The 22,870-nt window shown below is 41.6% G+C and carries 16 protein-coding genes; 13 read left to right on the forward strand and 3 right to left on the reverse strand.

What is annotated here, in order from left to right; translation table 11 throughout:
• The first annotated feature begins 24 nt into the window (after positions 1–24).
• The 11 genes from B2O97_RS01510 (at position 25) to B2O97_RS01560 (ending at position 14,313) form a co-directional block, all read left to right on the forward strand.
• Positions 25–876, forward strand: coding sequence for a glycosyltransferase family 2 protein (locus B2O97_RS01510; RefSeq protein ID WP_286766799.1), 852 nt, complete (start codon positions 25–27; stop codon positions 874–876).
• The gene (locus tag B2O97_RS01515; RefSeq protein ID WP_286766800.1) at positions 851–2,098 is read left to right on the forward strand and encodes a glycosyltransferase family 2 protein; all 1,248 of its coding nucleotides are present in this window, start codon (positions 851–853) and stop codon (positions 2,096–2,098) included. The genes B2O97_RS01510 and B2O97_RS01515 overlap by 26 nt, the downstream gene beginning before the upstream one ends.
• 10 nt (positions 2,099–2,108) lie before the next feature.
• Complete coding sequence (locus B2O97_RS01520) at positions 2,109–3,929, forward strand: sensor histidine kinase (RefSeq protein WP_286766801.1); 1,821 nt, start codon at positions 2,109–2,111, stop codon at positions 3,927–3,929.
• A gap of 10 nt (positions 3,930–3,939) precedes the next feature.
• Positions 3,940–4,998: an endonuclease/exonuclease/phosphatase family protein gene (locus tag B2O97_RS01525; RefSeq protein WP_286766802.1), complete on the forward strand. Its 1,059-nt coding sequence runs from the start codon at positions 3,940–3,942 to the stop codon at positions 4,996–4,998.
• A gap of 108 nt (positions 4,999–5,106) precedes the next feature.
• Positions 5,107–6,219: a hybrid sensor histidine kinase/response regulator gene (locus B2O97_RS01530; protein ID WP_286766803.1), complete on the forward strand. Its 1,113-nt coding sequence runs from the start codon at positions 5,107–5,109 to the stop codon at positions 6,217–6,219.
• 24 nt (positions 6,220–6,243) lie between these two features.
• Positions 6,244–7,188, forward strand: coding sequence for a UDP-glucuronic acid decarboxylase family protein (locus B2O97_RS01535; RefSeq protein ID WP_286766804.1), 945 nt, complete (start codon positions 6,244–6,246; stop codon positions 7,186–7,188).
• 698 nt (positions 7,189–7,886) lie between these two features.
• Positions 7,887–8,921 carry an acyltransferase family protein gene (locus B2O97_RS01540; protein ID WP_286766805.1) on the forward strand — a complete coding sequence of 345 codons (1,035 nt, stop codon included), beginning with the start codon at positions 7,887–7,889 and terminating at the stop codon, positions 8,919–8,921.
• 331 nt (positions 8,922–9,252) lie between these two features.
• On the forward strand, positions 9,253–12,318 hold the full coding sequence (locus B2O97_RS01545; RefSeq protein ID WP_286766806.1) for a beta-L-arabinofuranosidase domain-containing protein: 3,066 nt from the start codon (positions 9,253–9,255) through the stop codon (positions 12,316–12,318).
• 137 nt (positions 12,319–12,455) lie between these two features.
• Complete coding sequence (locus tag B2O97_RS01550; RefSeq protein ID WP_286766807.1) at positions 12,456–12,974, forward strand: response regulator transcription factor; 519 nt, start codon at positions 12,456–12,458, stop codon at positions 12,972–12,974.
• On the forward strand, positions 12,946–13,782 hold the full coding sequence (locus B2O97_RS01555; RefSeq protein ID WP_286766808.1) for a sensor histidine kinase: 837 nt from the start codon (positions 12,946–12,948) through the stop codon (positions 13,780–13,782). Before B2O97_RS01550 ends, B2O97_RS01555 begins: the two co-directional genes overlap by 29 nt.
• 81 nt (positions 13,783–13,863) lie before the next feature.
• Positions 13,864–14,313, forward strand: coding sequence for a PepSY-like domain-containing protein (locus tag B2O97_RS01560; protein WP_286766809.1), 450 nt, complete (start codon positions 13,864–13,866; stop codon positions 14,311–14,313).
• 122 nt (positions 14,314–14,435) lie between these two features.
• On the opposite strand, the gene B2O97_RS01565 is transcribed toward B2O97_RS01560, so the two are convergent.
• The 3 genes from B2O97_RS01565 to B2O97_RS01575 form a co-directional block, all read right to left on the reverse strand.
• Positions 14,436–15,455 carry a DUF4625 domain-containing protein gene (locus tag B2O97_RS01565; protein WP_286766810.1) on the reverse strand — a complete coding sequence of 340 codons (1,020 nt, stop codon included), beginning with the start codon at positions 15,453–15,455 and terminating at the stop codon, positions 14,436–14,438.
• Positions 15,456–15,499: 44 nt separating this feature from the next.
• Positions 15,500–15,976: a DUF4625 domain-containing protein gene (locus tag B2O97_RS01570; protein ID WP_286766811.1), complete on the reverse strand. Its 477-nt coding sequence runs from the start codon at positions 15,974–15,976 to the stop codon at positions 15,500–15,502.
• A gap of 215 nt (positions 15,977–16,191) precedes the next feature.
• On the reverse strand, positions 16,192–18,360 hold the full coding sequence (locus tag B2O97_RS01575; RefSeq protein WP_286766812.1) for a TonB-dependent receptor: 2,169 nt from the start codon (positions 18,358–18,360) through the stop codon (positions 16,192–16,194).
• Between the two features lie 227 nt (positions 18,361–18,587).
• On the opposite strand from B2O97_RS01575, the gene B2O97_RS01580 reads away from it, so the two are divergent.
• Both B2O97_RS01580 and B2O97_RS01585 read left to right on the forward strand, forming a co-directional pair.
• Positions 18,588–21,065 (forward strand): tetratricopeptide repeat protein, encoded by a 2,478-nt coding sequence (locus B2O97_RS01580; protein WP_286766813.1) that lies wholly within the window; start codon positions 18,588–18,590, stop codon positions 21,063–21,065.
• Positions 21,066–21,072: 7 nt separating this feature from the next.
• Positions 21,073–22,860 carry an HSP90 family protein gene (locus B2O97_RS01585; RefSeq protein WP_286766814.1) on the forward strand — a complete coding sequence of 596 codons (1,788 nt, stop codon included), beginning with the start codon at positions 21,073–21,075 and terminating at the stop codon, positions 22,858–22,860.
• Positions 22,861–22,870: the final 10 nt, after the last annotated feature.

The following is a 22,870-nucleotide window of genomic DNA, read 5'->3' on the forward strand; positions in this document are numbered from 1 at the left end:
TTTAATAAAATAATTGACGCTAGGATGGCTAAATGGTATACACAATATGCGAAGGTCTATGACCAAGAAGTGGGTTCTGTAGATAATGATGTTATCGAGAAGGTTCGGGCACAGATTCAGCTTTCTTCAAGTTCTGACCCAATTATAAGTATTGTGGTCATCGCTTATAATGAAGAAAAGAAGCTTTTGGCATGTCTCTGGTCTTTAGCAGAACAGCGTTGTCATTTGCCCATGGAATTAATTGTCGTTAACAATAATTCCACGGATCAAACGGAATCACTTTTAAAGCGACTTGGTGCGACTTATCACAATGAACTAAAGCAGGGGCCGGGCTTTGCTAGGCAATGTGGTCTTGATCAAGCACGGGGTAAATTTATGCTTTGCGTAGATGGAGACACCATGTATCCCCCAAGCTACGCTGAAATGCATGTGAAATTATTAGATAGGCCAGGTATATCAGCCACATGCAGTTTGTGGAGTTTCTTGCCCCAAGCTGGGCAGTCGAGAACTTTCCTTTGGTTTTATGAAGGACTTCGGGATATTTACCTGAACCTGCAATTTATAAAAAGGCCTGAATTATGCGTGCGGGGGATGGTTTTTTCCTTTAAGACCGAGCTGGGGCGAAAGGTTAATTTTCGGACAGATATAAAACGTGGGGAAGACGGGTCAATGGCTTTGGGACTTAAGGCCTATGGAAAGATTCATTTTATTAGAAGTTCAAAGGCGCGGGCGATGACGGGACAGAATACAATCTCTGCCGACGGATCTCTTGCGAATAGCTTTTTTGTTAGGTTGCGCAAAGCGATAACATCCATGGGTGGGCTATTTTCGGGAAAAAAGCATTACCAGGATGAGGAATCGAATAGGATTCAGTAAAAATAATTGTCTATTTTTGTCTAAATTCTATCCGCCTATGCTTCAATTTGTCTTCTGGACTTGTATATCCTTAGTGCTATATACCTATATCGGTTATGCTATCGTAATTTTTATATTGGCAAGGTTATTTCCATACCGTAATAGAATGAAGGAAGCGTATCAAAATAGTGACGAAAATAATCTTCCCTCATTGACTTTGTTTATTACAGCTTACAATGAGTCTGCAGTCATCCCAGAGAAAATGCTGAATTGCCTCGCACTAGATTATCCTGCAGATAAATTAAAAATTCTGTGGGTTATTGATGGAAGTACTGATCATAGTCATGAGTTGTTAAAACAGTATCCCATGGTCGAAATTATTAATTCGCCCTTAAGGAAAGGTAAGACAGCCGCCGTTAATCATGGTATGGAATATGTAAAGACTCCAATTGTGGTCTTTAGTGATGCGAATTGTTTACTTAACGCAGAGGCGTTGAAGATCATTGCAGGCCAATTTGATGATCCGACAATTGGCTGTGTCTCGGGTGAAAAAAGAGTGGCTTTTAGTGATGATGATACAGTTTCGTCGAAAGGGGAAGGAGCGTATTGGAAATATGAATCGCTACTAAAAGAATTAGACTTCAAATTTTATTCTGCTGTAGGAGCTGCAGGGGAACTCTTTGCCATACGGACAGTTCTTTTCGCTGTGATGGAAGAAGATACCTTGTTGGATGATTTTATGCTGTCAATGCGCATCGCACAAAATGGCTCCCGTATTGCATACACAGCGGATGCTTACGCAGTTGAATATGGTTCGCTGAATATGGAAGAGGAAGGAAAACGGAAAAGGCGTATCGCTGCTGGAGGATGGCAATCGATTGGGCGATTACTGCCCCTATTAAACGGATATAAATTTGGGAAGCTGACTTTTCAATATATCTCACATCGTGTGTTGCGTTGGTCTGTTACACCTTTTGCCCTATTCGCTCTTTTACCTTTGTCAGCAGTTCTTGGATATTGGAGCTCATCATTGCTAAATGTGTTTAATGTCATTTTCTGGCTCCAATGCCTTTTCTATATTTGTGCTCTTTTGGGTTATGCGACGAAGGATGATCCGAATAGTTACAAAGTATTTTATATTCCATACTACTTTCTGTTTATGAACATGAATGTGATACGGGGTATCTACTACTTATTTAATAGAGGATTTATCGGTGGATGGGAAAAATCTCAAAGGAAATAGTTTTAAAAATATGATGGAGAAAAAAATATTACATGATTTAGGATACCTAGAGAAAGTATTGAAGATAACCTGCGATACATTGTTATTAATCAATAATGATAATATCTGTGTGGACGCGATTATGAAAACAAATAATCCCATTCTAAATCCTAATATTGATGTAATCGGTCAAGATATTTTGGCGCTATTTCCCCAGCCAACATCGACTCTGATTAAGCGGGAACTTGCCTTTTGCCGTCATAAAGGAGAGACATCGAATCAAAACTACGACCTGCCCACAGATGAACAAATGTACTATTTTAAGTTCATCATTCATAAATTTGACGAGGAACATCTGCTTTGCCAATATCGGGATATTACGCAACGCAGTAACATGAAGTACCGCCTTAGATCGGTATTGACTGCACAACTTGAGGTTGGAAAAGTGGCTATGATCGGTCATTGGACTTATGATCTACAACAACGAGAATTTACATTCAATGGCTATTCGAATCTACGAAAAAGAAATCTGGAAAATCCTGAAACAATATCTTTGCAAGAGCTGCTCTCGCACGTTCACCCAGATGACCGAAACGAGATGTATAACTTTTTGCATAATGAAGCAATTGAACATAAAACCCTCGAATATCGTATAAATCAGGCCGATGCTCCCATTACCTATGTCCGGGCAACAAAATATGCCAAACGCCTTGAAAACAATATTCATATTATACATGGTTTTTCCCAAAATGTAAGCGATTTTATTAAGAATCGAAATGAACTTGAAATGGTGCTTGCTGTTGTTGACAAAGCACCCTACAGTATTTTTGCTTGTCATAAAAATGGGACAATGGCTTTTGCAAATAAGGCATGCCGACAGCAAAATGGTCTGAAAGAAGAAGAGGTGATTGCTGACTTAAAAGTTTTTGAATGCCTGCGGGAGTTCACAACGGAAGAAGCTTGGGACCTATCTGTGCAAAAAATAATTTCTGCTTCGGGTTATTATCAATTTCGTTGTGATACGCTGTATCCGGAATTGGATATTATTGGCTCAGAATGTAGTTCTTTAATGATTAAAAACGGTAATGGCGAAGATATTGTATGGACCATCAAGCGGGATATCTCGGATCAGCTTCGTTACGAAGAGCAGCTGTTGCGTTCTAAAGAAGCGGCTGAGGAATCTGAGCGCTTAAAATCGGCCTTTATTTCCAATATGAATCACGAAATTCGAACTCCACTCAGTGCAATCATGGGATTTGGAAGTATTATTGCCGATACGCCAGATCCTGAGCTGCGAAAGGAGTATGGTGAGCTCCTCAATGCAAATAGCAATCAGCTGCTACGGTTGATAACGGATGTACTGGAAATGTCGCAGATGGATGCGGGTAAAGTAAGATTAAAGAATTCGGATGTTTCCCTTAAAGGAATACTGAATGAATTATCATTAAGTTTTCTACCAAATGATGATCAACCAGCGATAATTTTTGACATTCCCGAAAGGGAATTAGTGGCTTGGCTGGATCGTGGGCGAGTCATTCAGGTTCTTGTCAATTTAATTAATAACAGCTTAAAGTTTACACCACAGGATGGTGTTATACATGTTGGTTATAGTTTAAAAGAAGATCATATAGAGTTTTATGTAAAAGACAACGGTATCGGTATTGCTAAAGAAAAGCAGGATTCTATTTTTAAGCGATTTTATAAGATCAATCCCCTCGATAAGGGCACTGGCCTAGGGTTGGCCATTTGTAAAGGAATTATCGAGCAGATGAATGGAGAGATAACTGTAGAGTCGGAGTTAGGTCAGGGCACTACTTTTGTTATAATTTTGCCTATTGGCAAGCAAGTTTAAATTTTGCTATATGGCAGAAGAACTAGCGTATAAACCGATCAAGATCTCGGTATTATTGATGAGATGCATTGTTGTATTGGTCGCACTCGTCACTTCGTTTTCGTTTTTGGGCTTGTATATCCCGCCACAGAAGACCGTTTTCTTTCAATGGGTCGGTGTGTTATTGCCTGCCCTCTTATGCTGTAATCTCGTGTTTTTAATTATTGGATTGTATAAACATAGTTGGTATAGTATTTGCCCATTAATAGCGATATTGGCCAACTTTCATTATTTTACAAAAATCGTTCAAAACAATCCTGAACGATCGGAGGAAATAACGGATATACGTGTAGCGACGTATAATGTTCGTGAGTTTAAAATGGTTTATAATCTATCATCTATGGATCAGATCGCAGCTTATATCGATGCACAACATATAAATACACTCTGTTTACAAGAAGTTCCAGCTAATTGTACCCTGGCGGAACTGAAGCGTACGTTTGGTCAGTTTCAGTATTTCATCATGACAGGAAATAATTCAGGGCACAGTCAACTTGCTATTTTAAGTAGATTTCCGTTAGACTCGGTACAGACCATTTCGTTTGATGAACGCCCTAACTGTGCGATCTTTGCAGATCTATCTTATAAGAAACATAAAATTCGGATCGGCAACTGCCATCTGCAGACAACAAACTGGAATCAGGTCAAAGGAGATCTAATTCCTGCGGAAAACAGAAGTGCAAATTGGCTGGGTGCTCTCAATACCTTATCAAGAAATTTTAGATTAAGAGGCCCTCAGGCAGATCATCTAAAAAGCGTGATGGATAAATCCCCTTTTCCGATGCTTATGTGCGGAGATTTCAACAATAGCCCCAATTCATATAGTTATCATAAAATTAAAGGAAATTTGAAGGATGCGTTTCGCGAAGCAGGTAATGGGTATGGATATACTTACAGTAATTTAATGAAGCTGTTTCGCATAGATTTTGTCTTCTTTTCTGGAGACGTATTACAAGCTATAAATTACAGAACAGGAAATATTGACTACAGTGATCATCTTCCTGTATTGGTTGATTTTAAAATAAATTGATGTTAGATAACATTTTTGCTACGATCTAAGTAATTATTCTTGTAATATTGATTTATAAATTTTAATGTCCACACAAGCTATTAATTATCTATGGAAATCGATTATTCAATGTATAATATACTCATAGTAGAGGATTCTGAGCTTAATCTTTTTGTTTTAAAAGAGATCTTAGAACGCGAGCATTTCAACGTTTTCTCCGCTTCTGGTGCCAGAGGGGCTTTTGAAAATTTGCAAAAGCATAGAGTAGATCTTATTTTAATGGACGTCATGATGGGGGAGACGAACGGGTTTGATCTCACTAAGCAATTAAAAGCCTTGGATCAATATAAGCATATTCCTGTGCTATTTATTACCAATCTAAAATCTCCGGATGATGTCGTGCGGGGATTTGACAGTGGCGGTGTAGATTATATTCCAAAGCCTTTTAATAAAAAGGAATTGCTTCAACGCATTAAACATCAGATCAACCTTATTGAATCGGGGAATACAATTGCTAAACAGACGGCGCAACTGCAGGAAGCAATATTAAATCGGGACAGAATGTATGCTATTCTGGCACATGATCTACGAAGTCCGATTTCTTCACTCAAAATGATCTTAAATATTTTGACCATGAGTCCTGAGGGTAGTAGTATTGGATATGACAATATGGTCAATACAGGTAATGATATTGCCGAGCAGCTTTTTAGTGTCTTGGACAATTTGCTCAAATGGACGAAAAATAGCCTGGGCGTGTTAAGTTATATGCCTCAGGAAATCGAGTTTGATGAAATGATTACAGGTGTGGTGGAAACACTTCAACCCACAGCTAAATTGAAAAAAATCGAAATACAATTAATATTACAGCCAGGTTTGCAGATCTTATTTGATGCAGATATCATGAAAAGTATGTTAAGAAATCTTTTAATTAATGCTGTGAAGTTTAGCCACGAAGGTTCCCTGATCAAGCTTAATTTGTCTCGCCACGGGGATGATGCTATGGTCGAAATTATCGATACGGGGGTAGGAATGAGTATGGAAGCACAGCGTCAGCTATTGGATCAAATGAAGGAGGAGAGTGAGATTACTCCTATGCGTGAGAAAGGTAAAGGCTTAGGTTTGTGGGTAGTTTATCATTTTATTCAGCGTGGTGGTGGAGCATTCTTTTTTGAGTCAAAAGAAAATGTCGGCTCCCGTTTCGGCTTTCGTATTCCGCTAATGGACGCAGCATCTAATCGATAGAACCTCGAAATTATAAATTGATATATGTATAACTTAAAAAAGAGAATTCTGGTTTCGGGTGGAGCTGGATTTATAGGTTCCCATCTTTGTGAACGTTTATTGAACGATGGGAATGAAGTGGTTTGTATAGACAATTTTTTTACAGGGGATAAATCGAATATTGTTCATCTGTTGCAGAATCCCTATTTTGAGCTTGTGCGGCACGACGTGACGGAGCCTTTTTTGGCTGAGGTCGATGAAATATATAATCTGGCCTGTCCGGCAAGTCCCGTTCATTATCAGTATAATCCGATTAAAACCATTAAAACATCGGTTATGGGGGCTATCAACATGCTTGGTCTTGCGAAGCGGGTGAATGCTCGTATTCTACAGGCTTCTACTAGTGAAGTTTATGGCGACCCACAGGTTCATCCGCAGCAAGAAAGCTATTGGGGAAATGTAAATCCTGTCGGTATTCGATCCTGCTATGATGAGGGAAAGCGTTGTGCTGAAACGCTCTTTATGGATTATCATCGCCAACATCATATTGCGATAAAGATTGTTCGCATATTTAACACTTACGGTCCACGTATGCATCCCCGGGATGGGAGGGTAGTTTCAAATTTTATTATGCAAGCTTTACAGCATAAGGATATTACCATTTACGGTGATGGCAATCAGACTCGTAGTTTTCAATATGTAGATGATTTGGTGGAAGGAATGATCCGTATGATGGCTACAGAAAAGTCTTTTATTGGCCCCCTCAATATCGGTAATCCCAATGAATTTACTATTTTGCAATTGGCGGAGCAGGTTATCTTGCAGACGGGATCACAATCAAAGATTAAATTTTTGCCTTTACCCCAAGACGATCCGCAGCAAAGGAAGCCAGATATTGAGCTAGCTAAGAAAAGCTTGGACTGGAATCCTACAGTTCAACTGGAAGAAGGGCTCTCCAAGACAATAGCGTATTTTAAAACCTTTTTATAAGGCAGGCGCGTCTTTCATTTATCGCTTATCCAGCAATGACTTGGGCTTTATGTTGATTGATATGATCAAGAAGTGTTTCATTTAAAATGGGCGAAGTTTTCAGCATCTCACGGATAGGGTATTTTTCGACGATATTTTTCAGCGCGTCAAGATGACGTTGATGATGGAGGTTGTTTTCTGTAAAATCATAAATATTCTGAATAGCGGCATTAGATTATAGGCTATCTTGGAGAATATTAAGGCAGCTTCTGTTGCATAAAATGCTTTCAGGTTAACGCTCTCTGCTCCAAAATAGCCCTGAGCCAAAAGTTAGCAACCATTTTTACCTCATTTACGCAAGCGATAATAACGCTTATGCGCATCTTGACCCGGTGTTTTTTCCAATCGAAAATTTGACCAAGAGCCCTATCTGAACGTGTAATCTCCGTATGAAGAAAACGGTTTGCCCCAAGGAGTAATCTCTTGATTAGTAAATGATAACTCGAATTTCATAGCTCTCTTTTTTCTACTGCTAAGCAGTTGGATTCTAATGCTCTAAATTAACCATTTTTTTCTATGGTGTAATCTTTGTTAAACGATGCATGGCTAGTTTTGTTTCAGTAAAGCAGTAAAATAAAGAAAACTAAATAAAATGAACTTCAAGAATGTAAAACCACGCTGGAAAAACAGGGAAGATAATTGATTATATTTACTGCCAAATGTCAGAGTCAAAAAGAATCTACCAAATTGATCTATTTCGCTTTATCGCGTCAACTGCTGTGGTATTGTATCATTATCTGTATCGGGGATATGCGGCTGGGAATATGTCTCTTTTACGGTTTGAGGGAGTTGGTGAATATGTTAAATATGGCTATCTAGGTGTTGATCTATTTTTTATCATCAGTGGTTTTGTAATTGCCTTTTCCATGAAGCATCTTTCGCTGCGTAAATTCTGCTACTCCCGCTTTAAGCGTCTATATCCGATGTATTGGATCTGCCTGATGATGACTTTTGTGGTGACCTATTTTTGGGGAGCCCCACGTTATCATGTTACATGTGTACAGCTATTGGCCAATTTGACCATGGTGCAAAAACTGTTGGGACAAGGAGATGTTGATGGCGCCTATTGGTCGCTCTATGTGGAGCTGAAATTCTACCTGATAATAGCGTTATTCTTGATCCTGAACCGCTTTATAAAAATACGCTTGGATTACCTCGTTTATTTTTGGCTGCTATTGTCCAGTCTACGCTTTTTTGTTGGTCCATCGGAAATTTATGATGCACTTCACGAATTCTTCTTATTGGATTGGAGTGCCTACTTTATTGCGGGAATTATATTTTGCCAGATTTTTTTGCATGGGCCAAAAATGCAGTATGTTGTCGCCTTACCCTGGTGCCTGTACATTTCCATCGATGCTGCCGTAGGCCGTATTCATTGGCTGGAGCGTACTTTTCACAGTGGCTTTTCTCCTTATATTATTGGAGCTTCCATCGTTGTATTTTACCTGCTTATGTTACTGGTTTCCTGTAAAAAACTCCAGGCGATCAATTCGCCCATATTTGTTAAAATTGGCATGCTGACCTACCCGCTTTATTTGGTTCATCAGCATATAGGTTTTATTATTTTTAATCATCTGTACATGTATCTGAGCAAATATCTGCTTCTCTCTGCTGTGATCATCTTTATGCTCGCGATAGCTTATATCCTGAGTGATCGGATTGAACCAAGGATCATGAAGTTGTTTAAATCATAAAAGGTCCGAAGGTAATTATTACCCCCGAACCTTTTTGTTTTTCATAGGAGATGTTTTCGGTAAGAAGCAGCCAAGTTCACCGTTCTCCCCAAAGGTTTAATCAACACGACAGATCTTCTAAGATTGTAGCAAAAAGGGTCACTAGTTAAAATCTGGAGACTATAGGCTAAAATAAACCTATGTATAATGCGCTATTGTCATTAATTTTATAAATGTCAATTTAACAAGAATAAGAAAGCGCAAGCCATTTTTGAATGTAGGTTAGAGATGGGAAAACCCTGAGGGAAAGAGGATGGGGACACAACATTATGGCGAACTCAAAGATAGTGATATGAAAAGATACAAGATATATGTTGCAGCATTTTTTATACTTTTTATCAAAACGATAGATGTTGCTGTGGCGCAGGGGGGAGACCAAATATTGGATGGTATTGGTGAAACGGGTATGGTGGTACGCTATACCTTTAATGGTGATTTAAAGGACTGGTCACGGAACGGACTCCATGGCAAGTTTCAGGGCGAAAAAGCTTCATTTGTTGCAGATAAGCAATTCACCAAAGTATTGTCTCTTGCTGGCGGAAAGGATAATTTTATCGTATTGCCACCGCAGGCGCTCTCCGATTTGGAATCCATCAGCATAACAGGCTGGCTATACTTACATGCAGCTCAGCCGGAGCAATATTTCTTCGATTTCGGACAGGATATAGCCCGGCATTTTGCTGCAACAGCAACAGGAACGGATCTGAAAAAGGGATATCAGGGAATAATCTCCCAGAGGAAGGGCGAATCGAAAAATGCAGTTTCGCCGGCTGTCCCTTTAAACAGGTGGGTGCATCTGGCTATTGTGGTTGATATAGCTGCGGGTTCTATGCAGACGTATTTAGATGCTGTGCCAGTTGGAGAAGCTAAGGATATTCCACAGGAACTAAGCGCGGTTTTCGGACAAACGGGTAGCAAAAGGACGTTGTATATCGGAAAATCTTTGGTAGGTGGCAATTCGAATTTAAATGCTTTGCTCCACGATTTTCGGATCTATCGTGTGCCGCTGAGCCGGAACCAGATCAGCACGGTATACGGAAATGCGCTGAAAGGTGTGCACGAAGACCGTAGTGCTAAAGGTAAAGCCGAGGACGATCTGCCTAGCTTTCCAATGAATAAAGCGCAGCTTTATAATGCGTATCTGACCAGTGTCAGTGATGTCAACGTAGAAACGGAGGTTGGTGAGCTACCCCGATTGCCGAGTTACGTCGTCGGGACTTACAAAGACGGTATGGTAGGGCATAAAGTACGTGTGTTATGGCCCGCACCTACAGACAATAGTACCGTCCTGCAACAAACGGCCTACACCATTACCGGACGAGTTCCGGGGACTGATCTGAAACCCAAAGCAATCATCACCGTAAAAGGAAAGGCCAAAGCTAGCCTGCCCAGCCTGCAGCTGGCACCTTTTCACCTGGATCAAGTTTCTCTGAATACGGATGAAAAACATCAGCAGACCAAATTTATTGAAAATCGCGATAAATTCATTGATACATTGGCAAAATCGGATCCCAATTCATTCCTTTATATGTTTCGTCACGCGTTTGGGCAGAAGCAACCAGCAGGTGCGAAACCTTTGGAAGTGTGGGACAGTCAGGATATCAAACTGCGGGGTCATGCTACAGGACATTACCTGACGGCAATTGCACAGGCGTATGCGAGCACAGGATATGATAAAGCGCTCCAGTCAAAATTTATGGGGAAGATGGATACCATGGTCAACGTGCTTTATGCCTTGTCAAACTTGTCGGGCGCGCCGAGGCAAGGGAAAGAAGCGGGGCAAGCCTATGTCGCTGATCCTGTTGCGGTACCTTATGGTCCCGGTAAATCGGCTTATGATTCTGACCTGAGTGACGAAGGAATCCGCACCGATTATTGGAACTGGGGGCTAGGTTTTATCAGCGCCTATCCCCCAGATCAGTTTATTATGCTCGAGCATGGTGCAAAATATGGCGGGCAGAAAAACCAAATTTGGGCTCCTTATTATACCCTGCATAAGATCTTGGCCGGCCTGTTGGATGTTTATGAGGTAAGTGAAAATAAAAAAGCATTGCAGATCGCGCAGGGAATGGGCAACTGGGTGTATACACGTTTAAATCAAGTCCCGACCGACACACTGATCAAAATGTGGAATACCTATATCGCCGGTGAATTTGGTGGGATGAATGAAGTGATGGCGAGGTTATACCGTATAACGGGTGAAGAGAACTATTTAAAAACCGCCCGTTTATTTGACAATATTGATATGTTCTACGGCAATGCAGCGCATGCACATGGACTGGCCAAAAATGTAGATACTTTTAGAGGGCTACATGCCAATCAGCATATTCCTCAAATTGTGGGCAGTATGGAACTATATCGGGTGTCCAATGAGCCTGAATATTATAAAATAGCAGACAACTTTTGGTATAAAGCCACCAACGATTATATGTATAGTATCGGTGGTGTGGCTGGGGCAAGAAATCCGGCTAATGCCGAATGTTTTATTAGCGAGCCGGCGACATTATATGAAAATGGATTTTCTGCAGGCGGGCAGAACGAAACCTGCGCAACCTATAACATGCTGAAATTGACAAGTGACCTGTTTATGTTCGATCAGCGCGCAGAGTTGATGGATTATTATGAACGTGGATTATACAATCATATCTTAGCTTCCGTTGCAGAAAATAGTCCAGCAAATACCTATCATGTGCCTTTACGCGCGGGATCTATCAAGCAGTTTGGAAATGCTGATATGAAAGGCTTTACCTGCTGCAACGGTACGGCTATTGAGAGCAGTACCAAATTGCAGAATACGATCTATTTTAAGAGCAAGGATGATCAGGAGCTATATGTCAATCTGTATATTCCTTCTACTTTACATTGGACGGAACGCGGAATCAGAGTCGAGCAACAAACAAGTTTCCCGAAAGCGGATCAAACATCGCTTAAGATAAAGGGGAATGGCAAATTTGAACTTCATGTGCGGGTGCCAAGCTGGGCAACAAAGGGATTTTTTGTTGCAATCAATGGTGTCGATCAAAAAATCAAGGCTGAGCCGGGAACTTACCTGACCTTAAACCGTAACTGGAAAGATGGGGATGTGATCAACCTTAAAATGCCATTTCAGTTTCATCTGGACCCGGTTATGGATCAGCCCAATATTGCCAGCCTATTTTATGGGCCGATCTTATTGGCAGCCCAGGAACCTGCAGCAAGAAAAGACTGGCGTAAAGTAACCTTAAACGCCAACGATATTGCGAAGTCGATTAAAGGGAATCCCGAAACATTGGAATTTTATATTGATGATGTGCTTTATAAACCGTTTTATGATACCTACGGACGTCATTCGGTTTACCTGGATGTCAGTTTAAAATAGGAGGCTAGCAGTATATTCCTAAATCTTTCCCAAATTCAAGGTATCTTTGTCAGAAACAATTGTGTGTTTGAATTGTCATTTAAAATTGGCATATCGTTGGTATTTACAAAGGTTCTCATTGCGTTAAAGAAGGTAAGATGAAAGTACTCCTAATTGAAGATGAAGAAGAGTTAAGGGAAATAGTCAAAGCGTCATTAATCAAAGAAGAATATACGGTAGAAACCGCCGGAGATTACCAGGCAGCACTTGAAAAGGTTGCGGTATATGACTACGATTGTATATTGCTCGACATTATGCTGCCTGGAGGAAATGGTCTGCAGATCCTCGATCAGCTCAAAAATGAAGGCAAGTCCGATAATGTAATTATTATCTCGGCAAAGGATTCTTTGGACGATAAGCTAAAGGGACTCGAGCTTGGAGCCGATGACTATTTGACAAAACCCTTTCACATTGCGGAGCTGACCGCACGGATTAAAGCTGTGCTGCGAAGGAAACAACGGGAAGGTAAGCATACGTTGGAAATGGGCAACATCGTGTTGGACCTCAATGAACGCTGCTTATTCATTAGGAAGGAGCCCGTACCGTTAAAAGAATCTCTTTTATTCCGTTGTTATTTTATTTATTCTGTTGGTCATAAGTATCGTATCCATCAATAAAGTCGTCATACAACGTTTATGGGGGCCATTATATACTTTCTTGGATCAGTTGACACGATTCCGTTTGGGCAAAACCAAGGAGAAGCCTGCTATGGATACGCAGATCCAGGAATTTAAAGATCTCGAGCTTGCTGTGGCTACTTTAATTCACCATAACGAAGAAAGCTATGAACAGCAAAAACAGTTCATTGGCAATGCTTCTCATGAATTACAGACACCGTTGGCCATTATGATCAACAAATTAGAAATAATGGCGGAGACGGGGGGGCTAAACCAGGAACAGGCGGAGACTGTGGCAGCAGTATTAGCAACTGCCGAGCGGCTTGTTCGTCTCAATAAATCCTTGTTGCTGCTGAGTAAAATTGAGAATAAACAATTTTTGCACAACGCGGATCTTCCGTTCAATGCCCTGGTGCTGAATATTGTGGCGGAGTTGGAGGCTATTGCTGCGTTTAAAAAGGTAAGCATAAATGTTGTTCAAGAAGATCAGCTGAGTGTACAAATGGACAGTGCTTTGGCCAACATCGTTGTGTCAAATCTCCTGCGGAATGCGTTGTTCCACAATAAACTGGGGGGTGAGGTGAATATCCGTATAACGAACAAAGGACTGACCGTGTCCAATACGAGTACACATGCCGCCTTGGATGCTAACCTGGTATTTTCCCGTTTTTATAAGTCAGATGCAGCATCCAAAGGTATTGGCTTGGGGCTGGCCATTGTGCAGGCCATCTGTCACCTCTATGGTTTTGCGATCGTCTACCAGTATGAAAATAACCAGCATAGCTTTCAGGTAAATATGTTCCCTTAGAAAATATTCAGGAGCAGGCATGTGTTCCCAAATCTTTACAGATTCGCTTTTTTACTTTGTAGTATACTAAAAAATAGAATCATGAATTGTAAATTAATCTGGAGTGCATTCGTGCTTGCACTGACAACAACAGGAGCTATTGCGCAAGATATACCACAAAGTCAAGTGCCCGCTGTGGTGGTGAACAGTTTCCAACAGAAATTTCCAACAGCCAAAAAAGTGGAGTGGGAGGTGAAAGGTAATGTGTATGAAGTGGAATTTGAAACGGGCTTATTTGGTACAGACCAGGAAGCTTGGTTTCAACCTAACGGAAAAGTTTTGCGGTATGAAACTGAAATCAACAAAAAAGAATTGCCGAAGAGTGTGCTGGACCGGGTGAAGAGAGATTTTCTGGGCTATCGCATTGAAGACGCAAAAAAGATTACAGCTGAACAGAAAGTGAGTTATGCGTTTGAAGTGAAAAATGGCAAAGAGGATTGGAAGCTGGTACTCGATCCACAGGGAAATGTGCTTACGAAGGTAAGGGACTAAGCCAATTGCTGTAAACAATAACGCTTTGATGATGTTACCAGCTGCGGACATCGGGAAAATGAGCTGTGTAAAACCACCTTGCCAACAAATTGTGAATAGCAAGGCGGTTTTTTGTTTTGGGACTAATCTTCTCCTTCCTCTGCATGAAGTTCAAAAGATAGTTTTATGAGATCCTGACCAGCAAACTTAGTGGCATAATCCGATAGGTTCCAGTCAGCACGGGTAACTTTTGTTTTTGTGGTTGCATCATTAAACCTGCGAAGTACAAAGACTACATTTTTCTCGCCTTCATTATCTTTTCCTGCTGTAAAGTACGTGATGATTCCTGTTGTCTCCGTTGCTCCATTGACTGCAGAGCCATCACCGTAGGTCGCCTCTTTCGTTTGAAAGATTGCTCCGCTTCCTGTACTGCTATTCGGATTTAAAACAAAAGAACCACCTGTAAGGAACGCCTTATAGTAGTCTGCTGTTGCTTTATTGACAATGTATTGCCCTTGGATTTCTTTTGAAGAAGTATCAAATTGTTTTAATTCAATTTTATAGATCCCTGCGGGATGGAGGTGAGCATGTCCTCCTGCCAATACTGTTCCCTTGTCATCAAAGCTGATAACAGTTGGTTCTACCTTTTCTTTGTCGGCAAGATCATGGAAATGGTCTCCATGGGCTTCGCCGGCTACTTCAGTAAATATAAGCTTATAGGCAACTTTGGCATCTGTACCTTGTATGGTTAATGGCGATTCTATTGTAGTTGTATTTCCGGCTTTGTCGGTTACTGTAAAATGAAAATGATAGGCTCCTGCGGGTGCATCCGCCGGAACATCGATGTGTTCATGAAATGTCGCATTTTTTACACCAATGTATTTCCCATCCGTATAGGCTTTTGTGAACTTATATTGACCACCACCTTCCTGATGAACCTCTATTTCGATCTTAGCAATGAGTGCTTCGGCGAGAATATCACCTTCAAGATGAAGGTCTGATCCCGCCTGAACAGTTTTGTTATTGCCACTGCCGATTTCGAGTGCGCTGATCTGGGGCTTTGCAAGTGCTGGAATTTCCTCGTTATCTTTCTTGCAGGATGATAAAAAACCGAAAAGAAGTGTACTTAACAGGAAGAAGACGCGAATGTTTCTAGTTTTCATGTAAAATGGATTTAATTAAATTGAGTTGATAAATATGTATGGTATTATTCGAGTATACGGATGCTGATTCCTTTTTGGCTGCTCCATCCTGCCAGGTCAGTCACTTGGATCATAAAATGATAATTGCCGGGATCGATATCGGCTGGTACATCAATCTTTAATTCGGCATCGTATTGCTGTGGCTGACCCGGAATATTGACCGTCTTGACTAAAGTAAAGGGTTTGATAGGCGTTTTGATAGGTTCTATAGTACACTCTCCGATTTCTGTGCTATGCGAATGATGATCAAAATTGTGGTGTACATCAATACTATAGCTTCCGAGCGCTACATTGTCGGATAGCTTACTGTGGAAAGTAAAGCTTGTACCGCGTTTAATGGTGCTGCACTGTTTTGGAAAGGCTGTTTCGGAATCGATGGTGATGACCGGTTTTTCGGTATCGATGCTTTCCTTATCTTTCTTACAGGCAACGGCCATCGTAAGTAACACCGCGATAAGTGTATATTTTTGGACTGTTTTCATAGGAGATCGTTTCATTTTTAAATTTTTATTCATTCGTATATCTTTTATTGTTAGCATGCTTTTGTGATGTTCGGTTATTCAGGTGTCTTCGTTACAAATTGTATAAGTGTTCACTGTACGCTTCGATTCACGTAATTCATTGCGATCAAAGGCTTATTTAAAGTGGCTATATTTCGGTAAAAGTTATTTTTATTCTTCATTCGCGGTCGTTCATGTTACGATCTGGACTGTTTTCCAAAGGGAACTCCAACGGATAGCATAAAATTCCTTCCCTGTTCAGGCAATGAGATCAGCCGATAAAAGCTGGTATGATCCATATACTTCTTATCAAATAGATTTTGAACCTGTAAGCGTAATTGGAGGGCAGATCCCGAAAACCGAAGCTGTGTGCCTGCTCGAAAGTTGAAGACCTGATAAGCTGCTGTGGACTCTTCTGGCGGAACAATATGATGCTGCACAGCTGTCCATTTCCAATCGACGGAAAGGTAGGTCTCTTTAAAATGTTTGCTGTTTTTTGCTGTCCAGCTGATGTCCATCAACGCTGAAGGCGCCGGAGAGAATGGAAGTGTATAGCCTTTCTTTGCACCCGATAGTTGTTCTGATCGGACGTATTCGCCCAATAATTCTACTTTCCATTGTTTCAAAGGCTGATAGCTGAGCTTCAATTCAGCTCCATAGCGGCGAACACGGCTTTCCATATATTCAAAGATTTGATTGCCGGCACCATAATATTGATCGTAGCGCGACGTGGGGTTGAGGTAGATATAATTGGAAAAGTAATTAAAGAACGGCGTAAAGGCGACAAAGACTTTTCTGGGACTCCAGGTCAATGATAAATCCAGCTGGTAGGATTGTTCGGGGGACAAGGATTGATTGCCTTTTTCATAACTGAAGTAGTGATAGTTGACACCATTAGCACCGAGCTCCTGTGCAATAGGAGCCCTGAAACTCTTTCCTACATTGATTTTTGTTTCCAGATCTCCGAATTGATGTGCCGCTCCTAAAGACCAAACCAGGCTATTGAAACGGCGACTGAGCGCTGAAGCCCGAACTATTCTTCCCGACTGATTGTCTTCCAGCTGTGATTCGAACCAATCCCGATAAGGTGACGTCTGAATATGGCTGTAATCGTAACGCAACGCCCCGTACAGCATCGTTTGGTCCGCGAGCTTGTATTGATCGTATACGAATAGGCCCATTGCTTTTTGGTTAAATGAGGGGATGAGGAAGCCCCAGCCATCGATCCGGTTATCCTGATACTCTCCATTTGCACCTAGGGTAAGTCGATGTCTGGCCAACTCAAATTGGTCTTTTACAGTGATACTATAGACCTGTTTGTCATACAACCTTTCCAAATTGATCGGGACAGTCATATCGTTTGGATAAACGGGTGGCATATAACCATGCGCGGTGTAATTGTTGTATTCTTGCCGGTAGTTTTTCTGATAACCCAGGTCTATCCAAAGCTTATGCTTATCCAGATCGATAAAGTTGCGGTTAATAAGCTTCAGGTGATTGACCGTCTGGCTAGGGAAACCAATGTCACGACTGGATCTATCATAGAATGCCGTGTCTACTCCCCGTGGTTCCAAGCCATGTGCATTGGCAAAGAAGCCAAACTTTGTATGATAATTACTCAGATAGAAAATCGAAGAAAAACGATCCGATAGATATCCACCACGTAGTTGAAAATGTGTTTCTCGTCCTGCTGTGTTGCGAACATGCCGATCTTTCAGGCGTACTGCATAATTGTAGACATAGACAGTATCTGTGGGCACTCGGTAATCGCCATATTCCAGGTGCGTGAATCCGCCTCCAACTACCCAATTTCCCTTTCTACCCTGTGCTTGTAGCGATCCGCCAAAAGTCGCGTTGTTTGACTTTGTCAATAGGTTAAACTGCCCTTTAAAACCTGTCTTCTGTAGTTCCGCTGGCGGTGCTAACCGAACCACACCCCCAATAGCATCTGAGCCATAGAGAAATGAGCTGGCCCCCTTAAGCACCTCGGCACTTCCCACACTGAATTGATCGATTTCCAGTCCATGATCCAATCCCCACTGCTGGCCTTCATGTTTAATGCCATTTTCTACCGTGGCCACACGATTAAATCCGAGCCCTCTAATCTGCGGTTTAGATTGATTGGCACCTATGCCGATGGCGCTGACACCGGGAAGTCGGCTTAATGTCTGCATTAAACTCCCGCCTTGGTATTTTTGTATAGAGTCGGCAGTCAACAGCTGGATCGATAATGCGCCCTCTGCTGCGCGGTGATAACGTCGCCCGCCAACTTTAACTTCTTCAAGCTCGATGCTCTTCTCCTGTCCATAGCAAGGAAAAAATAGTTGTTGTGCTGCGATAATTGAAAAAATAATATACCTATTCATCTATTTGGATTCGATTCGTAAAGCGTAAGTCGTGCAATCCATATGTATTCCAACTTGTATGTATTGCAATTAAGTTGCAACAAATATAGGGAAAAGATTTTAAAAGCAATATAGTTGCATTATAATAGGCAGAATTGACTGTACGATACAGTGGCAAAGTTTTTGTTGCTTTTTGGCGCCTGAAGAGTATAAAAAGCATGTTTTACAAGTAGTACATACGATGATATATGAAGTTAAGTGAAGAATATTCTATTAAAGTTGCCGCATTGCAATCGGCTGAACATCAATTGACAGTTGACCTTTCGAAACGCATTACGCCCGATATATGGCTTGATGTCCTGATTTATTTTGAGCACAACTTGCAGCAACCCAGTGCGGCTGCACTTTATGATGCATTATTTGAAAAAGGAACTGATTTTGCAGCAAACGTATATCTGAACGAAGAGGATTATTCCTTTTTTATTGATAAAATACGGACAATATTGGAGCGCTATGCTGCGATCAATCCTCACGCATGGGTGGAGCTTGGCTTACAGCATATTTTATGCCGCCGACATGTAGTGGATAAAGAAAAAGCTTCCCTTTCTTTGAAGAGAGGCATCGATGCGGGTGTTGAATGGGCAAGACCTCTTTATTTATACTACAACTATTTAGGCATGCTGTCTGCTATCGACTGCGATAGCGCCAAGGCCGAACTTGATGAGCTCGCGTTGGGCGGAGATCACTGGGGAATAGCTTATGCTGCCCATATCGATGTCTGGACCGATAAATACAAAGAAGTCTTTGACCGTATACAGGTGCTCAAGCAGTCTCCGGAGCGGAAACTACTGCGTCATTATTATGAGGCGCTACAATTTTACTATGCGCGTAAAGAGGACAGGGGCAAACGCCTGAAAACCCTGGAAGAGGGTATTGCGATGGCTGAATCTCGTTACTGCAGATTTGTGCTGAATGAAATAAAACGTGCGGAGGCGACTTCCTTAATTGAACAGGAGCTTCTTATACCGGAATATCAAGAGCTGTTTGAATACGGAATGATGGATGCTGCGGTGCAAATAGCACTTATCAAACTTCAGGTATTAGGCAATGAAAATAGGGAAAAACAGGATTTCGAAGAACCGCTGTGGTATCTCCAGAAAGCATACGATTATAATAATAATTATGCGGGCTATCGTCTTGCTTGTCTCTATCTCTATCAGAACGCGTTGCAGGACATCGAAAAGGGATTATCTTTATTGCATCTGCTCGACGAGAAAGATAATTATGTGGAAGCGCAGGTTGAACTTGCTGAAATCCTCCTCGAAGGTCAGTTCCTCCCAAAGAATGAAACATCAGCCTTCCAGCGCTTCAGCGCAATGGCGGAAAAAAATATTGCTTACGCGAAGTTGCGCCTAGGCAACATGCTCGAATCTGGTTACGAGGGTTTGGCTCCGGATTATAAAGCCGCCTTTGATTATTATCAGGATGCCGCAAAAGATAAACTGCCACAAGCTTTATATCAAGTCGGCAGATTCTTAAAGTATGGAATCCATAATGATGCGCCTGATCTGGCAGCTGCATTGCCTTACTTCGAGGAAGCGGCAGTATATAATAACGCTACTGCGGTGACTGAAATGGGTTTAGCTGCTGAATTAAAATCCGAACCGGATTATAAATTGGCCTTTGATTATTTCTCGCGTGCGGCAGATATTGGCTATCCCTATGCCTATTATTTAAAAGGTATTTACTTGGAAAATGATTATCACCAGTCCGGAGCTCCCCAACCGAAAGCAGCTTTTACTGCCTTTGAAACCGGAGCCGGGATGCAGGAGCTAAATAGTATATATGAACTGGCGCGATGTTACCGGGGGGGCATAGGTACGGAGATAAATCTGGACCGGATGATTGCTTTATACCAACAGGCTGCTGAACGAAATCATGTACAGGCTTTGACTGATCTGGGTCTCTGTTATGAGTATGGTTATGGATTGAACCAAGATACATTTAAAGCACAGGAAAACATTAAGAAAGCTGCCGATCTGGGGTTCCCTTATGCAATTTACGTATTGGGACGTTACTATTTGACCGGTTTGGTGCAACAGGATGTAGCACATGGTCTTCAGCTTTTGGAAGAGGCCGCACAAAAAAATGTAGCTGAGGCACTCGTGCTGCTTGGCGACTACTTTTTCTTCGACTATGATCAGCGGGAAGAATACGACAAAGGTTTTGATTACTACACGCGTGCCGAAAAACTTGGCTATCTGACGGAGGGAATTGGCATGTGCTATGAGTTTGGTATCGGCGTGGAAGCACAGCCAGCAAAAGCATTTGGATATTATACACAAGCTGCGGAGCGAGGAAATCAGCAAGCGAGCTACCGATTGGCCCGTTGTTATTATTTTGGAATAGGTACCGAGATCGATAAAGCAGCCGCCTATGGGTATTTTATGGAAGTAGCGCAGCAAGGAAATGTGTATGCCACTTACTTTGTTGCGGTGCAACTGCTGGAAGGAGATATCGTACCGATGGACCTTCAAGACGGTGTCGAATGGCTTATGAAGGCCGCCGAAGCCGATCATGCTGACGCACAATATAAACTGGCCAACTGTTATCTCATGGGGGACGGGATAGAAGAAAATGAAGATCTTGCCCTGGAGTGGTTTGAACGGGCGGCAGACAATGGACATGATGATGCTATTCGATTGACAAAGAAAACGAGAAAGTAAGAAAAACATGCAAGAAGAAAAATCCTATTCCTTTCAGGTCAATCTGAAAGGAATGATCGCACTGCTCTCAGAACACCTGTATAGCGATCCCAATACATTTATTCGGGAACTGCTTCAAAATGGTGTGGATGCAATTACAGCATTGAAACACTTGGATGAACAGCATCAAGGAAAAATAACGATTGAGCTGCCAAGCACTGAACAACCGAAGTTTCTGTTCAGCGATAATGGAATAGGCCTAAAAGAGGCCGATATTCATCAATTTTTGTCGGTTATCGGGGAGAGCTCAAAGAGTAAGGACATCAAGGATGCTCAGGACTTTATCGGTAAGTTTGGTATTGGATTGCTTTCTTGTTTTGTGGTCAGCGATGAGATTATTGTTGAAACAAAGTCCGCTCTAGAACAACTGCCTCTACGTTGGACGGCCAGAGCTGAAGGGGACTATAAAATCGAGCGTCTGACAGAAGATATTCCTGTCGGGACACGGGTTATCCTAAGCCCTAAAAAGCAATTCAACTATATTTTTGAAGGGGATTATTTTGAGAAAAAAATCAAGTTTTATGGAGATGCGCTGCGAGAAACCATTTATATTGTTGTAGGAGGTGCCGAAAAGGTCATCCATAAAGAAGAACCCAAATGGCTGGCTCCATCGGTTTCGAAGACGGAATTGCTTGCTATAGGCAAAGAACTCTTTCATGTCAACTTTTTGGATGCAATTCCATTTGAAACGAAGGCGGGCAAGGCAAAGGGTGTGTTGTATATTTTACCTTTCCGTACGCAGTTTAGCAGTAAGCAGCGTCACCGAATTTACTTGAAGCGCATGTTTCTTGCCGAAGAAGATCAGTCTATTTTGCCAAATTGGGCATTTTTTGTCCGGATGCTTGTCAATACAGAGGAACTTAGTGCTACTGCCTCACGGGAGTCTCTGATGAAAAATGATCTATTGCGGCAGGCGCGAAAAGAAATTGCAGCTGTGCTCAAAACGTATCTGCAACAACTGAAGAAGATAGACTTCGATATTTATATACGTATTATCCAGACACATTATCTCCATTTAAAAGCTTTTGCGCTCGAAGATCCCGACTTCCTGGCTATTTTTTTAGCTGATATCCCGTTTGAAACCAATCGCGGACAGCGGAGTTTCCAAAATATCATCGATCAGCAACAGCAGCTCTATTACTGTGCTGATTTTGAGGATTTCAAACAGATTGACCGTATGGCCGATACACAGGGAATGATTCTTGTGAATGCTTCTTATACCTTTGATACGGAGTTGCTCCGCAAGATCAAACAACGATACCCCGACTATAAGATAACAGAGATGTCGCCAAATCAGCTCCTGGAAACATTTCAGCCGATTCATGAGGATGAGCAAAATCAATATGTTTCTTTTCAGAAAGAAGCGCAGCGCATTTTGGACGATTACAGCTGCATCTTGGAAATTAGGCGGTTTAAACCGATTGATACACCGGCTATTTTTACAAAAATGGACCAAAATAGTGTAGAGAGTACGATTAGCCAATTAAAGGAAAATGCAAATCCTTTTGCGCAGGTCCTCAAGACATCCAGGCCGAATAAGATCCAGAATACCTTATGTTTAAATGCGGATAATCAGCTGATCAGCACCCTAATGGATATTAAAGATGCCTACATGCTGCGTTCAGTCATTGAAGTACTTTACGTGCAGGCACTCATTTTGGGAAAGTACCCGGTCCAGGAACGGGAAATGAAGGTCATGAACGAAGCCCTAAAGAGCCTCATTGTAATGGGGCTGGATAATTTTGTGAATCTTTAACGCGGTGGAG

It is taken from the genome of Sphingobacterium sp. UBA865 (assembly GCF_002295765.1).
GTDB lineage: Bacteria > Bacteroidota > Bacteroidia > Sphingobacteriales > Sphingobacteriaceae > Sphingobacterium > Sphingobacterium multivorum.

Bases quoted from the DNA above. Each gene is read 5' to 3' on its own strand.
- B2O97_RS01540 (WP_286766805.1), top strand. From the start codon at position 7,887: ATGTCAGAGTCAAAAAGAATCTACCAAATTGATCTATTTCGCTTTATC.
- B2O97_RS01580 (WP_286766813.1), top strand. From the start codon at position 18,588: ATGAAGTTAAGTGAAGAATATTCTATTAAAGTTGCCGCATTGCAATCG.
- B2O97_RS01550 (WP_286766807.1), top strand. From the start codon at position 12,456: ATGAAAGTACTCCTAATTGAAGATGAAGAAGAGTTAAGGGAAATAGTC.
- B2O97_RS01560 (WP_286766809.1), top strand. From the start codon at position 13,864: ATGAATTGTAAATTAATCTGGAGTGCATTCGTGCTTGCACTGACAACA.
- B2O97_RS01525 (WP_286766802.1), top strand. From the start codon at position 3,940: ATGGCAGAAGAACTAGCGTATAAACCGATCAAGATCTCGGTATTATTG.
- B2O97_RS01565 (WP_286766810.1), bottom strand. From the start codon at position 15,455: ATGAAAACTAGAAACATTCGCGTCTTCTTCCTGTTAAGTACACTTCTT.
- B2O97_RS01520 (WP_286766801.1), top strand. From the start codon at position 2,109: ATGATGGAGAAAAAAATATTACATGATTTAGGATACCTAGAGAAAGTA.
- B2O97_RS01585 (WP_286766814.1), top strand. From the start codon at position 21,073: ATGCAAGAAGAAAAATCCTATTCCTTTCAGGTCAATCTGAAAGGAATG.
- B2O97_RS01570 (WP_286766811.1), bottom strand. From the start codon at position 15,976: ATGAAAACAGTCCAAAAATATACACTTATCGCGGTGTTACTTACGATG.
- B2O97_RS01575 (WP_286766812.1), bottom strand. From the start codon at position 18,360: ATGAATAGGTATATTATTTTTTCAATTATCGCAGCACAACAACTATTT.
- B2O97_RS01510 (WP_286766799.1), top strand. From the start codon at position 25: ATGGCTAAATGGTATACACAATATGCGAAGGTCTATGACCAAGAAGTG.
- B2O97_RS01545 (WP_286766806.1), top strand. From the start codon at position 9,253: ATGAAAAGATACAAGATATATGTTGCAGCATTTTTTATACTTTTTATC.
- B2O97_RS01515 (WP_286766800.1), top strand. From the start codon at position 851: ATGAGGAATCGAATAGGATTCAGTAAAAATAATTGTCTATTTTTGTCT.
- B2O97_RS01535 (WP_286766804.1), top strand. From the start codon at position 6,244: ATGTATAACTTAAAAAAGAGAATTCTGGTTTCGGGTGGAGCTGGATTT.
- B2O97_RS01530 (WP_286766803.1), top strand. From the start codon at position 5,107: ATGTATAATATACTCATAGTAGAGGATTCTGAGCTTAATCTTTTTGTT.